A 13399-nucleotide genomic window follows, 5' to 3' on the forward strand; every position below is an offset into this window, starting at 1 on the left:
TTTAATCCAGTAATTTTTGATAAAGCGAAATAAGCTGACTTGATAATTTTTCTGGGGTCGCTTCTTTTACGCGCTCACGCGCTGCCCGCCCCATATCGTTATTCTTATCCAAAGATGGAAGGGTCATGACTGCCTCCTTCAATCTGCTGATATCAAGTGCATCACAGTAAAAGCCATTCTGACCTTGCTCAATAAACTCTGCACCACCGCAACTCACTGAAGTAATGACGGGCAAACCGCAGGCCATCGCTTCAAGAATGACGTTTGGAAAAGGATCATACAGCGTTGGCAGCAGTAATCCATCGGATACCTGGTAAAATGGTAGTGTCTCTTTTTGCATCCCCAGGAAGCGAATTTGCCCCTCACAGCCCAATGAACGGGCGAGGTCACGGTAACGACTTTCTGCTTTATCCTGTCCAACCACAATCAGCCACGCGGGTGTGCCCGCAATAGCGCGGATAGCGCTGGCCAGCCCCTTACGTTCAAAACCTGACCCGACGAAACACCACACCACGGCATCGACAGGCAATCCGAGCTGCTGACGCAGTGCAGCGCGCTGTCCTTCGGTTGCCGGAACGAAGCGGCTGGAATCAATTGAATTATAAATCACATGTATCTTTTTTGCGTCAATATCAAAGTCTTCGATGATTTCGCGTTTGATCATCTCCGCATTGCAGATAACGGCTTTCAATTCAGGAGCCTGATACATTTCACGTTCGGCGTGCATGACGTAGCGATGGTAGCGATCGTGCATCAGAAGTTGTGCACGCCAGGCAGGCAGAATGCGCGCACGCTGCAGCAGCCAACGCCGATGCACGCCATCCCCTGCGCGGTAAATATCGCAGCCAGGAATACGCTCGTGGCTCTGCACAATGTCAAACTGCTGCTGTTCCCACAGCGCACGCGCGGCATGTGCAAACCCGCGTTCGCGACTGATTCGGCCCCATTTACGCGGGTCGCAAATATGGATATGCCAGTCGTCCTGCTTCTCCCCCTGCCACTCACGCGTGATGACGTTGAGTTCCAGGTTTTGGTTGCTCAGTGCGGTAAGTGCGCGGGAAACGAAGCGTTCCGCCCCGCCATCAGGGCGGTATTTTTGGCGAACAATCGCCAGACGATGGTGTTTCATTACAGGTATCTCCTGGCGGCGGAGACCACGACATCAACGGGAATGGCGTCGAGATAGCGTTCAGTTGTTTTGGTATCAATGGCGTCCGGGTCGGGAAGTGGGCCAAAATCGCCAGCCCAGATGACTTCACCGTTGACCTGCCATGGCGACCAGAACACCCGTTTTGACGGGCCGAAGAGAGCAATGCACGGCGTCTGAAGCGCGGCGGCCATGTGCATCGGAACGGAATCGACGCCAATAAAGAGGCGCGCATGATCGATAAGTGATGCCAGCTGGCGCAACGTGAGTTGACCGGCCAGTGAGACTACGCCCGTTTTTGGCGCCGCGGCGAGAATGCGGTCTATCATTGCCAGCTCTTTTTTATCCGGGCCTGCGGTGAGAACTACAGTGTGGCCATCCTGCTGGAGTGCCGAGATGGTTTGCGCCATCTTGCCTTCGTCCCAGCATTTAAAGAACCAGCGTGACGTTGGCTGGATCACCACGTAGTTATCAGCCACACCCTGTTGCGTCAGTAGCTGGCGCGCACGATCCCAGTCCTCTGCGCGGTAGGCCATAGTGACGGCTGGCTGAGCCGGGACGGGCAACGGTGAAAGAATAGAAAGATTTTGTTCAACGGTATGGAGAGACGGGTGATTGGCGACGGAAACCAAATCGGTATGGCAAAAACGCCAGAACGCGTTTTTTCGCTTGTTAAACGCGAACCCGAGGCGTACTGGCGCGCCGGTGAAACGGGTGACAATGGCGCTGCGCCACTGATCGGCAAGGTTAATCACCAGATGATAACGCTGCGCTCTTAAGGCACAGAGTAACTGCCACTCTTTTTGCAGATGTTTCAGGGTGCCGAGCTGCTTCCATTTACGATCTATACCGTAAATGGTGCCGATCGCCGGATGCGCGGCGAGCATATCGCGTGTCTCTTCATAAAGAAGAACATCGATTTGCGCCGTGGGCCATTTTTGACGTAACGAATTAATGACCGGAGTTGTGAGTAACATGTCGCCATGATGTCGAAGTTTGATAAGTAAAATACGTAAATCAGGCGTGTCGAGTAGGTTAATCATCATCATCTTATCAGCGGTATACTGTCAGCAATTCTAATAGACCTGATGGCGACTTGCACTCTTTCTCCATAATGTCAGGAATTTCCCTGGAAGGGTTTACTCCTGCTTCGCAGAGTGCGTAACATAGCCCTCACTCTTACGTCTTACGGACTCATTATGAAAAAACCAGCGTTTATCATCACCATTGATACAGAAGGCGATAATCTCTGGCAAAACCACCGTGTTATCAAAACGGAAAACGCACGCTACCTGGCACGATTTCAGGCGCTATGCGAGCGTTTTGGTTTTAAGCCAGTCTGGCTGACCAACTATGAGATGGCGATCGAACCGGTTTTCATTGAGTTCGCAAAAGATGTGATTGCCCGCCGCCAGGGCGAGGTTGGCATGCATCTTCATGCGTGGAACAGCCCACCTGAACATGACCTCACCGGTGATGACTGGCGCTGGCAACCTTATCTGATTGAGTTTTCAGATGAAATTATGCGCGAGAAAGTGCTTTTTATGACGCACTTACTGGAAGAGACCTTCCAGACCAAAATGCTGAGCCACCGTGCCGGGCGTTGGGCGTTTGATCGTCGCTACGCAAACTTGCTGATAGAGCTGGGTTATCAGGTTGACTGTTCCGTCACCCCACGGGTGAACTGGCGAAATGCCAAAGGGGCGCCGCAGGGTCACGGAGGAACGAATTATCAGCATTTCCCCGACCATGCCTACTTTATCGATACAGAGGATATTTCCCGCCCGGGAAAGAGCCCTTTGCTCGAAGTGCCGATGAGTATTCAGTATAAACACCCGGCCTGGCTAAACACCGTTAAACAGGGCTACGATCGGCTGCGTGGGAAATACCGTTCCCCGTCAGTTAACTGGCTGCGTCCGTCAGGTGGAAATGCGTCTGAGATGATTAAGGTCGCACAACAGTGCTTGTCGCAGGGCAATGATTATGTGGAGTTTATGCTCCATTCTTCAGAATTTATGCCCGGCGGAAGTCCTACGTTCAAAGATGATGCGGCCATTGAAGGGTTGTACCAGGATTTGGAACAGTTGTTTACATGGCTGTCGGACAAGACGGTGGGGATGACGCTGGCGGAGTTTTATCAACACCAGAAATAATAATGCCCGCCAGGCGGGCATTATTTATCATCGTTGTTTTGTCTGAGAGAAAGGTGTACTCAGAGCAAACAGGATCATAAAGAATATCAATGCCTCCGAACTCAACAATATGACGTCTGTCAGGCCATAGAGCAATAATAGAAGCATGGCAGTTAATAGCAGTGCATTTTTATTTCTGATGGCGTAGCCAATCATCGACATGAAGAAAAAGAGCAGTATTGCCAGGCCAGGTATTCCTTGTAATGAATACTTTTCAATAAACTCATTGTGTAGATGAATTCTAATATACCCGAGTGCTGCAGAGAGATGCTGGTGCCCGTCGTTGACATAGCGCGTTGTCCATGCTTCCCGATTTTCAACTGACTGCCCCAATGGATGTGCAAAGCCATTTTGAATTCCAACGGTCCACATGGAAAAACGTGCGCCCAAAGAAGTGCCATCGTATCCTTTCTGATAGTTCTCAAGTTCAATTTGAGTTTGCGTTATCTTCGGTGAAATCAGAGGCTTGTAGCTAACGACTACAATACCCGCCACAATGCATAAAAAAATCAGGGTTGATTTCAGATGAATTTTTCCGAAATGAAGTAGTGTCATTACGATGGCAAGAAGTAAATAGAGCCCCATAGCAACACGCGTTCCGGTTAAAAGAATAATAAAGAACGAGATCAAAATGGTAAAACTGGCAATGATATAGAACTTTACATTTTTCTGGAGGTAAAGACTGTACACAAAGGCAAGTGACAGCACGGAGTAAACATAGGCAGAGACCGTGGCTCGATTGATTGCCATTTCAACACGAGCCATACCTTGTGATGCCTGCCACAATCCATAACCGGTTGCGAGAGCAAATCCTGTCGCAGTCGCTAAAAGAAAATATTTTTTAAAGCTTTCTCTGTCGATATAAGCTTTAAAACGGTCAATATAGAAAACGAGAATACTCGCCAAAAGTAATTTTTTACTTGCGCCGAGATAATCGCTGTACATGTTTAAGCCTTCGTTATGGTACTCATAGACCATATACCAGGCAAAGTTCAGTAATCCGATAAGAAGTATGGGAAGTGCTATTGAAAATGGTTTTAGCGTAATTTTTTTGTACTCAAACGCTAAACCGAGGATAGCGATATAAATTGCAATATAGAAAAACTCACGTTGCTTCCCTGAATTGACTAATGCAAGCATCAAAGAGATGAAACTCAGAAAAAGTGTCAGTTGATAAAGTCGAAGTTTTATTTTTTCCATAATGCCTTAATAACCCTTTTCTTATAACTAAACCGAATATGAGTGTCCATAAAGAACGAAAGCGAATAAAGCTGGCTTACCCGAGTTTTTACTATATGTAAGTGTGGTGTCGAGAGATACTTTTTATGGTTACTGTATATATCAAACCAATGACAATTGATGAGATGTTTAAAACTGCGCGGAAAAGTTTCTTCCATGCGAAGCGTGCAATCAACAAGTGAGGTGATTTTGCTGGCGTCAAGTTCGCTGGATAAGCTTCCATGGCGTTTGATGTAATAATAATGACCCTGACGCTGATAAAATATTTTATGCGCTTGCATAATCATTCCGGGGAACACAGCGAAATCTTCGTAACAGACCATCGAAGGTATAGGGTTAGCTTTATACAGGTCTTTGTGAATAAATTGGCCGATCAGATGTGCCTGAAAGTCTTTATGTCGCAAAAAACGGGAGATCGCGTCTTGTTGCGAGATTGCCACAGGGTCGAAACCCTGCCAGGTTGAGGTGATCTTTTTGATATCACGAATTTCACGTAAGCGCGTCAGTAGCATATCTGGACGCTGTGCTTGCAGAAAATCCACGGCATCCTGAATGCTGCCCGGTTTTAGCCGGTCATCGCTGTCCAGCATCGTAATATAGTCCCCTGATGCCAGCGTAACAGCACTGTTTCGGACCTGACCCACGTTACGGTAATCCACACATCGCGTTGTTGCATGAGGTAATTTTGGTAACCACGCTTCAATAATATCCTGTGTGCCATCATTTGAGCTGTCATTAAAGATGATGATCTCAACAGTATCGCCTGCACTGCCAATCGCATTCTGCAGGCTTTCTAAAGTGGCATGAAGGGTATCTTCGGCATTATGCGCGGCAATAATGATGCTTAGAAAAGCCATAAAAATTAGTTTCCCTGGGCATCAGTGAGAGATGTGATTGTGTTAGCTTTTGGTAATTCGCGAATAAAATCTTTAAGCTCACGTAGTGATTCGTCTGTCACAGCGAAAAGTTCTTCCCGATCTTGGGAGAAATAGTAGCGTGTTTCAAATACATATGAGCAAATATTCTCATCCTTCCCAATCAGCAATACCTTACCAAGCGGACGTTGTTCATAATGGCAGCAAGGGCCAAAGAGCAACACCACCGGGACGGCCACCGCATCGGCAATGTAGATATTCCCTGAGTCTGACGCAATATAACAATCCATTTTTGATATCGCCCACGGCAGCTCTTCAAGCGATATTTTACCAATGAGATTGATAAAATTGGGGATTTCACCGTATTCACGAGTGATATCATCCATCCATGTTTGTTCGTTCGGTGCGCCAAAAACATAAAACTCGCAGGGCAGGTCGGCAAGGTGATCGACAATACGTTTCCAGATAACCGGGGGAACCGTCTTTGCTTTATTGCCTGCAGAAATGCTGATACCAATTCGGATAACCCCGGGTTTATCGAGAATTTGCGGGTAAACCGCAGGCTTGAACAGGGGCTTTGTGGCGTGCTTGGGGGAGTCCTGCCAGGTGAGCGCGCGATCGGCGAGCTTGAGATAGTTAGTGACGGACAGCGTCTTTTTGCCATGCTCAACGGTACCATCAGCCGTGGCATAAAAAATTCCGTGATACCACCTGCGCGTATAAGTGCTTAAAAATTGTTTGTTTTTTGCATTACAGGCTGAGGCGAAAAAGAGATTCACACTGTTGGGCTGCAGCAGATAGACATTGTCGTAGCGATTCATGATCCGGCAGGCGAAGCAGAGCTTACGCCACAGGTTGCGCTTTTGCTGCTCCACAAAAAAGATCTCTTCGATACTGTCGTCATGCTGAGCCAATGCGTTAACGCTGCGGCTGATCAGCACATCGCTTTTTTGCAGATACGCCAGTAGAGGCGTTGCATTGATAAAGTCACCGATTTTGGCTGTCTGAATGACAAGGTTTCTGCCCGTGTCTTTGCGAAACAGCTTCCGGATGAGTTTCACCGGAAAAAGTAAAATCAGCAGAAATACATAACTCATGGGTTAAATATCCCTGTTAGAAAGCCGATGGCTGCCCTGTAAAAACGAAAAAATCGCATCTGCGGTTATGTCTCTCATCTGCTGCGTCGGACTCACCATTTGATGCTGGTTTTTACCGTACCCCCCGATCAGTCCCGGGTCGGTCGGACCGAAGAGGGTGATATTGGGGCGGTCCAGCGCTGCGGTTAAATGGCTTAATCCGGTATCCACGGATACGACGGCGTTGGCGCCTGCCAGTTGCGCGGCAACCTGAGCCAGCGTGAGTTTAGGTAACACTTCCACATTTGAAAAACCCGCGGCCAAACGCTCTGCGCGTTGCCTTTCGTGTTCTGCGCCCCACGGGAGTTTAATATGGATGCCGGTCGGTTGCATTAGCTCAATGAGTCTTCGCCAGTGTGATTCCGGCCAGTGCTTATCATCGCGCGTTGTGGCATGCAGAAAGACCAGATAGGGCGGTGTGTGCGTCTTCGCATCGCGCAAAAAATGTTGCGCAATAGCGTAATCACCCTGCGTGTCCGGTTTTGCATAGCCGAGGCTTTTCGCAAACAGCTCGCGGGTGCGCTCCACGGCGTGCTGCTGTTTCGCGATATGGTGGCGGCGATTATAGAACAGGCTCGCCAGCGGCTCGCGGGCGGTTTGCCAGTCCATACCGTGCTTTACGCCATGTGCCAGACGCGTGACCAGCGCGGCGCTTTTGACCAGACCCTGTGCGTCAATGATGGCATCGTAACGCTGCGCTTGCACCGCATCACGGAAGGCTTGACGTTCAGCCTTAATCGGTGCTGAGAACCACGCTTTACGCCAGCGGCGGATAGCAACCGGGATCACGCGGTCTACTGCTTCATGCCAGGTGGGGATCTGTGCGAAGCCCTCCTCCACCACCCAGTCAAAACGAATGCCGGGAATGGCCTGCATAGCGTCGGTGAGCGACGGCAGAGTATGCAGGACATCGCCCATGGAAGAGGTTTTAACGATCAATACCCGCATCCGTTATCCTTCTTCACTCAACAGCAGCTCGTTGAGCTCTTCAAGGACACGCTCGGGCGTGATGTCGATCAGGCTCTGGTGATAGCCTTCAGCCGCATCGCCTTTTCGCACCTTGTGATAACCGCTGATCAGACGTATGACGCGCGCTTTATGAGAAAGCGGTGGCGTAAAGTCAGGGCTGCTGGGGCCATACAGAGCAACCAGCGGCCGGTTGAGCGCAGCGGCGACGTGCATCAGGCCTGAGTCGTTGGTGACGACGGCTTTACAGGCGGCAAGTAAAACTACCGCCTGTTCCAGCTGGGTTTCCCCTGCCAGATTACGGCACCATGCCTGCTGTTCTGTATTCAGCGAAGCCAGAATTTCGTTACCCGCCTCGTGGTCTTTCGCCGAGCCAAACAACACGACCTGATTACCTTCATCGATCAGCTGTTTTGCCAGCTCAGCGTAATGATAATGCGGCCAGCGTTTTGCCGGGCCGAACTCTGCTCCCGGGCAGAAACCGATCATAGGGCGTTCTGATGAAATTCCAAACGCGTTGCAGGTGTGGGATTTCTCACCGTCGTTGACCTGGAGCTGGGGCCAGAGCAGCGGTTGCGGCAGATCTTTTGCGCTGCGCATCACGCCTTTGTCATAGGCCAGCGCGACGTAGCGCTCGACCATGAGTGGCCAAGCGTCTTTATCAAGCACGCGCGCGTCGTTTAGCAGACCGTAGCGCATTTCTCCACGCCAGCCGGTGCGATGGGGGACGCCCGCAAAGAAGGGTACCAGGGCGGATTTAAAGGAGTTAGGCAGGACATAGGCGCGGTCATAGCGCTTTTCGCGCAGGCTATGGCCGAGCTTGCGACGTTCACCAATTTCCAGCGCGCCGTGGCCGAGCGGCATTGGGATCGCCTCGTTAACTTCCGGCATACGCGATAACAACGGACGGCACCAGGCAGGTGCCATCACGTCAATTATCGCCTGGGGATAACGCGCCTTGAGCGTGCGATAGAGACTTTGCGACATCATCATGTCGCCCACCCATGACGGGCCGATCACCAGAATTTTCATACTTACGCGTCGCGGTTCAGCCAGGCCATATATTCCGTTACGCCTTCGGCAACGGTCTTGAACGGTTTGTCGTAACCCGCCGCACGCAGGTTGGTCAAATCCGCCTGCGTGAAGGCCTGGTAACGACCTTTCAGTTTGTCCGGGAACGGAATGTATTCAATGCTGCCTTTTTTGTGGTACGCCAGGGTGGCGTCCGCCACGGCCTGGAAGGATTCCGCACGGCCTGTCCCCAGGTTAAAGATACCGGAGACGCCGTTTTCCCAGAACCACAGGTTCACTGCCGCCACGTCGCCTACGTAGACGAAATCACGCTTGAAGCCGTCACTGCCTTCAAACAGTTTCGGGCTTTCGCCATTGTTCAGCTGCGTGTTCAGGTGGAACGCGACGCTTGCCATGCTCCCTTTGTGGCCTTCGCGCGGTCCGTACACGTTGAAGTAACGGAAACCCACAATCTGGGAATTGGCTTCAGGCAGAACCTGACGCACGTATTCATCGAACAGGAATTTGGAGTAGCCATAGACGTTCAGCGGCTGCTCATATTCGCGGGATTCGATAAAGTCTGACGTACGGCCACCGTAGGTTGCTGCAGAAGAGGCGTACAGGAACGGAATTTCACGCTCCAGGCAGTAATGCAGGATCTCTTTGGAGTACTGATAGTTATTGTCCATCATGTACTTGCCGTCCCACTCGGTGGTGGAAGAGCATGCACCTTCGTGGAAGATGGCTTCGATCTCGCCGAACTCTTCACCTGCCATAATCTGGATAAGGAAGTCTTCTTTATCCATATAGTCAGCGATGTTCAGATCCACCAGGTTTACAAACTTGGTGCCGTCTTTCAGGTTGTCCACCACCAGAATGTCGGTGATGCCTTTGTCATTGAGGGCCTTAACAATGTTGCTGCCGATAAAGCCCGCGCCGCCGGTAACGATGATCATAACTGTAACCTTTGAAGTGTGGAGTCCGGGGACAATCCCGGACGCTAATGTTCTTATCATATCATTAGTATGGCTGCCCTTCAGCCATTCACCGACATAGCGCAAGGGTACACGTGATTTATGCTGCAAAAACGAGAAGAGATAATGTGTCATCTCGTCATGGCGGCCAGGGTTGGGTAATATGTGCCAAAATTTGCCGAGTCTGGAGAATTGCAATGCGTGGTGATTTTTACAAACAGTTAAACAGCGACCTCGACACCGCACGTGCGGAAGGGTTGTTCAAAGAAGAGCGTATTATCACGTCTGCTCAGCAGGCGGAAATCACCGTTGCCGATGGCAGCCATGTGATCAACTTTTGTGCGAACAACTACTTAGGTCTTGCGAATCACCCTGAGCTGATTGCCGCGGCAAAACAAGGCATGGACACCCACGGTTTCGGTATGGCCTCCGTACGCTTTATCTGCGGTACGCAGGACAGCCATAAGCAGCTTGAGAAAAAGCTGGCGGACTTCCTGGGGATGGAAGATGCGATCCTGTACTCCTCGTGCTTCGACGCCAACGGTGGTCTGTTTGAGACGCTGCTCGGCGCAGAAGATGCGATTATCTCCGACGCCCTGAACCACGCTTCTATCATTGACGGTGTGCGCCTGTGTAAAGCGAAGCGCTTCCGCTACGCCAACAACGACATGGTTGAACTGGAAGCGCGCCTGAAAGAAGCACGTGAAGCAGGTGCCCGCCATGTGCTGATTGCCACAGACGGCGTGTTCTCTATGGATGGCGTGATTGCCAACCTGAAGGGCGTGTGCGACCTGGCAGACAAATACGATGCGCTGGTGATGGTTGATGATTCACACGCCGTCGGTTTTGTTGGTGAGAACGGCCGTGGATCTCACGAATACTGTGACGTAATGGGCCGCGTGGACATTATCACCGGTACGCTGGGTAAAGCGCTCGGCGGCGCGTCAGGGGGTTATACTGCTGCGCGTAAAGAGGTGGTTGAGTGGCTGCGCCAGCGTTCCCGTCCGTACCTGTTCTCCAACTCGCTGGCGCCGGCGATCGTTGCCGCATCCATTAAAGTCCTGGAAATGGTGGAGTCTGGCGCTGAGCTGCGCGACCGTCTGTGGTCAAACGCCCGCCTGTTCCGTGAAAAAATGGGTGCCGCAGGGTTTACGCTCGCCGGTGCCGATCACGCCATTATTCCGGTGATGCTGGGCGATGCGGTTGTGGCGCAGAATTTTGCCCGCGAGCTGCAGAAAGAAGGAATTTACGTTACCGGGTTCTTCTTCCCGGTGGTACCAAAAGGCCAGGCGCGTATCCGCACCCAGATGTCTGCGGCGCATTCGCCTGAACAAATTGAACGTGCGGTGGAAGCCTTTACCCGCATCGGCAAACAGCTGGGCGTAATTGCCTGAGGACGTGTGATGAAAGCGTTATCCAAACTGAAAGCGGAAGAAGGGATTTGGATGACCGACGTGCCGGAGCCGGAAGTCGGTCATAACGATCTGCTGATCAAAATTCGTAAAACCGCCATTTGCGGCACTGACGTTCATATCTATAACTGGGACCAGTGGTCGCAGAAAACCATTCCGGTACCGATGGTCGTGGGCCACGAATATGTCGGCGAAGTGGTGGGCATGGGTCAGGAAGTAAAAGGCTTCAACATTGGCGACCGCGTCTCGGGTGAAGGTCATATTACCTGTGGTCACTGCCGTAACTGCCGCGGTGGACGCACGCACCTGTGCCGTAACACAATCGGCGTGGGCGTGAACCGTCCGGGCTGCTTCGCAGAATACCTGGTGATCCCGGCATTTAACGCGTTCAAAATCCCGGACAACATTTCTGACGATCTGGCCTCTATCTTTGATCCCTTCGGCAACGCAGTACACACGGCGCTCTCTTTCGACCTGGTCGGCGAAGATGTGCTGGTTTCCGGCGCGGGTCCCATCGGGATTATGGCTGCCGCGGTGGCGAAGCATGTTGGTGCCCGCAATGTGGTGATTACCGATGTGAACGAGTATCGCCTGTCGCTGGCGCGCAAAATGGGTGTGACCCGCGCGGTGGATGTCTCTAAAGAGAGCCTAAGCGACGTGATGGAAGAGCTGGGCATGACCGAAGGTTTTGACGTGGGTCTTGAGATGTCCGGCGCACCACCGGCGTTTCGCACCATGCTGGACACCATGAACCACGGCGGACGTATTGCGATGCTGGGCATTCCACCGTCTGATATGTCTATCGACTGGAACAAGGTTATCTTCAAGGGGCTGTTCATCAAAGGTATCTACGGCCGCGAGATGTTCGAAACCTGGTACAAGATGGCGGCACTGATCCAGTCTGGTCTGGACCTGTCTCCGATTATCACCCATCGCTTCTCCATCGATGAGTTCCAGGAAGGCTTTGACGCGATGCGCTCTGGCCAGTCCGGGAAGGTTATCCTGAGCTGGGATTGAGAGTAAAAGCCGGCCGGATTTAAATCCGACCGGCTTTCATCACAGGTATTTATCTTTTTCTTCTATAACGCATTTGCCATCTAAAATATTCTTGGCTTCAGTGGCAATTAAATTTATGTCGATTTTTCTATCGTATTTATTGAAAATAAGCTGTTTTGCATTTTCGCCTATCGGGCCGAATATTTTATTGCCTTCGTAATTCTTATTATGATCAAGAAGCATTGAGTAATATATAGCTACGAGCTTTTTATCTAAAGCGCAGGCAATATGGACAATAGCGGTATCCACTGAAATGACAAGGTCTGCCTGCTTGATTAGCGCAACGGTGTCCCATAATGACGGGAAAATAGATACGGAAACTGCAGGATCCTGAATTTTTAATTTTTCAGTCTTTTTTCTTTCACCAACAATGAAAATATGATTATCTTTTGGTTCTGAAATTTTTGAAATTAGGCTTACTAATTGCTCGCGACTAAGACTTCGCTCATCTACACTGGCAAAGGGGTTGATTACGATCCACTTTTTTCCTTTAAAAGGAAGAAGATACTCATTAATAGTCTCTTCGTGGCTCGGTAACGCTGGTAAAGAGTAAGATAATTGTTTCGTTTGAATATTTAATGCAGTAAGCATCTTTTTCTGTGGATCAGTAATGTGAAAGTCTCCCTCCGCTGGCAGTTGTAAATTGTAGGGCTTATTAAGCCAGCCACCAAAACTCATCGCATATTTATATTGCGTTTTCTGCAGCAGTTGTACACTAAAGAGCTCTTTTCTTTTCATCCATGCATAAGGATTAATGATCAGGTCAGTCTCTATTTGTGGGGTGGAGTTTAACTCATTGATATCAATGATAAAAATCTCATCAATATCAACGATTTTTTCAAATAAAGCCCTGTTTCTTTCTTCTGCCGCGATCTGGACAATATACCCAGCCTTTTTCAGTTCTCTCCACATTCCGGTATGACAAACGGCATCACCAATCCCTAAATCTAAAAAAGGAAAGAGGATCCGTTTTACTGAGGAACTATCGAAAGGTTTGCCTCTTTTATCGGGAATATTTTTAGATAATTTATAGAGTTTAAGCCGACGTTTTAATTCATGAGTCTTATGATTTCGTTGGCGATTAAGTGCTTTAAAATAAAGGATGATTTTTTTCATTTGTTTGACAAACCACATTTTAAACATTCTGCTAACAGTATAAGCATAATGATAAGTAATGTGAACATCTATTTTAATGAGGAATTAATTTTTTGTTTAATAATTTCAAAGGGTTAGGGTGATTGGCGCGCTGTGCAGATCACTCTCTGCTGGTCAAACAGTGCTTTTTAGTGCCTGAATAAAGGTAAAAGTATGTTTACAGGCCTACTTTAAGGAATGAAGAGTATGGAATGGATGTCACAAAAGACGATTTTATTTATTATTTGCTGATTGTT

General features: G+C 49.7%; 12 protein-coding genes. 3 read left to right on the forward strand and 9 right to left on the reverse strand.

Annotated elements, in window-relative coordinates; all coding sequences use genetic code 11:
* Nucleotide 1: 1 nt before the first annotated feature.
* Both L462_RS04050 and rfaQ read right to left on the reverse strand, forming a co-directional pair.
* Nucleotides 2-1129 carry a glycosyltransferase family 4 protein gene (locus L462_RS04050; RefSeq protein ID WP_032679323.1) on the reverse strand — a complete coding sequence of 376 codons (1128 nt, stop codon included), beginning with the start codon at nt 1127-1129 and terminating at the stop codon, nt 2-4.
* Entirely contained in the window at nt 1129-2196 is a 1068-nt protein-coding gene (gene rfaQ, locus L462_RS04045; protein ID WP_082209493.1) for a putative lipopolysaccharide heptosyltransferase III, read from the reverse strand. Before rfaQ ends, L462_RS04050 begins: the two co-directional genes overlap by 1 nt.
* 150 nt (nt 2197-2346) lie before the next feature.
* On the opposite strand from rfaQ, the gene L462_RS04040 reads away from it, so the two are divergent.
* Complete coding sequence (locus L462_RS04040; protein ID WP_032679324.1) at nt 2347-3300, forward strand: polysaccharide deacetylase family protein; 954 nt, start codon at nt 2347-2349, stop codon at nt 3298-3300.
* A gap of 27 nt (nt 3301-3327) precedes the next feature.
* On the opposite strand, the gene L462_RS04035 is transcribed toward L462_RS04040, so the two are convergent.
* Genes L462_RS04035 through rfaD form a run of 6 tightly spaced genes read right to left on the reverse strand, consistent with a single transcriptional unit; the run spans nt 3328 to nt 9522 of the window.
* The gene (locus tag L462_RS04035; RefSeq protein WP_032679325.1) at nt 3328-4539 is read right to left on the reverse strand and encodes an O-antigen ligase family protein; all 1212 of its coding nucleotides are present in this window, start codon (nt 4537-4539) and stop codon (nt 3328-3330) included.
* A complete protein-coding gene (locus L462_RS04030) occupies nt 4527-5435 on the reverse strand; it encodes a glycosyltransferase family 2 protein (protein WP_032679326.1) in 909 nt (302 codons plus the stop codon). Before L462_RS04030 ends, L462_RS04035 begins: the two co-directional genes overlap by 13 nt.
* Nucleotides 5436-5440: 5 nt before the next feature.
* Nucleotides 5441-6550 (reverse strand): glycosyltransferase family 9 protein, encoded by a 1110-nt coding sequence (locus L462_RS04025; protein ID WP_032679327.1) that lies wholly within the window; start codon nt 6548-6550, stop codon nt 5441-5443.
* A 3-nt stretch (nt 6551-6553) separates the two neighbouring features.
* The gene (gene rfaC / locus L462_RS04020; RefSeq protein WP_032679328.1) at nt 6554-7537 is read right to left on the reverse strand and encodes a lipopolysaccharide heptosyltransferase RfaC; all 984 of its coding nucleotides are present in this window, start codon (nt 7535-7537) and stop codon (nt 6554-6556) included.
* Nucleotides 7538-7540: 3 nt separating this feature from the next.
* A complete protein-coding gene (rfaF, locus tag L462_RS04015; protein WP_020882677.1) occupies nt 7541-8587 on the reverse strand; it encodes an ADP-heptose--LPS heptosyltransferase RfaF in 1047 nt (348 codons plus the stop codon).
* Nucleotides 8588-8589: 2 nt separating this feature from the next.
* On the reverse strand, nt 8590-9522 hold the full coding sequence (gene rfaD, locus L462_RS04010; protein ID WP_008502707.1) for an ADP-glyceromanno-heptose 6-epimerase: 933 nt from the start codon (nt 9520-9522) through the stop codon (nt 8590-8592).
* A 215-nt stretch (nt 9523-9737) separates the two neighbouring features.
* On the opposite strand from rfaD, the gene kbl reads away from it, so the two are divergent.
* The gene (gene kbl / locus L462_RS04005; RefSeq protein WP_032679329.1) at nt 9738-10934 is read left to right on the forward strand and encodes a glycine C-acetyltransferase; all 1197 of its coding nucleotides are present in this window, start codon (nt 9738-9740) and stop codon (nt 10932-10934) included.
* Nucleotides 10935-10943: 9 nt separating this feature from the next.
* The gene (gene tdh / locus L462_RS04000; RefSeq protein WP_020882675.1) at nt 10944-11969 is read left to right on the forward strand and encodes an L-threonine 3-dehydrogenase; all 1026 of its coding nucleotides are present in this window, start codon (nt 10944-10946) and stop codon (nt 11967-11969) included.
* 39 nt (nt 11970-12008) lie between these two features.
* On the opposite strand, the gene L462_RS03995 is transcribed toward tdh, so the two are convergent.
* A complete protein-coding gene (locus L462_RS03995) occupies nt 12009-13142 on the reverse strand; it encodes a glycosyltransferase family 9 protein (protein WP_236900326.1) in 1134 nt (377 codons plus the stop codon).
* Between the last annotated feature and the right edge of the window lie 257 nt (nt 13143-13399).

This window comes from Enterobacter sp. BIDMC 26, from assembly GCF_000534435.1.
Classification (GTDB): domain Bacteria; phylum Pseudomonadota; class Gammaproteobacteria; order Enterobacterales; family Enterobacteriaceae; genus Enterobacter; species Enterobacter ludwigii.

What these genes read in the sequence shown, in the direction of transcription:
- L462_RS04040 (WP_032679324.1), top strand. Translation starts at nt 2,347, where the DNA reads ATGAAAAAACCAGCGTTTATCATCACCATTGATACAGAAGGCGATAAT.
- rfaF (WP_020882677.1), bottom strand. Translation starts at nt 8,587, where the DNA reads ATGAAAATTCTGGTGATCGGCCCGTCATGGGTGGGCGACATGATGATG.
- kbl (WP_032679329.1), top strand. Translation starts at nt 9,738, where the DNA reads ATGCGTGGTGATTTTTACAAACAGTTAAACAGCGACCTCGACACCGCA.
- rfaQ (WP_082209493.1), bottom strand. Translation starts at nt 2,196, where the DNA reads ATGATGATGATTAACCTACTCGACACGCCTGATTTACGTATTTTACTT.
- tdh (WP_020882675.1), top strand. Translation starts at nt 10,944, where the DNA reads ATGAAAGCGTTATCCAAACTGAAAGCGGAAGAAGGGATTTGGATGACC.
- rfaC (WP_032679328.1), bottom strand. Translation starts at nt 7,537, where the DNA reads ATGCGGGTATTGATCGTTAAAACCTCTTCCATGGGCGATGTCCTGCAT.
- rfaD (WP_008502707.1), bottom strand. Translation starts at nt 9,522, where the DNA reads ATGATCATCGTTACCGGCGGCGCGGGCTTTATCGGCAGCAACATTGTT.
- L462_RS04025 (WP_032679327.1), bottom strand. Translation starts at nt 6,550, where the DNA reads ATGAGTTATGTATTTCTGCTGATTTTACTTTTTCCGGTGAAACTCATC.
- L462_RS04050 (WP_032679323.1), bottom strand. Translation starts at nt 1,129, where the DNA reads ATGAAACACCATCGTCTGGCGATTGTTCGCCAAAAATACCGCCCTGAT.
- L462_RS04035 (WP_032679325.1), bottom strand. Translation starts at nt 4,539, where the DNA reads ATGGAAAAAATAAAACTTCGACTTTATCAACTGACACTTTTTCTGAGT.
- L462_RS04030 (WP_032679326.1), bottom strand. Translation starts at nt 5,435, where the DNA reads ATGGCTTTTCTAAGCATCATTATTGCCGCGCATAATGCCGAAGATACC.
- L462_RS03995 (WP_236900326.1), bottom strand. Translation starts at nt 13,142, where the DNA reads ATGTGGTTTGTCAAACAAATGAAAAAAATCATCCTTTATTTTAAAGCA.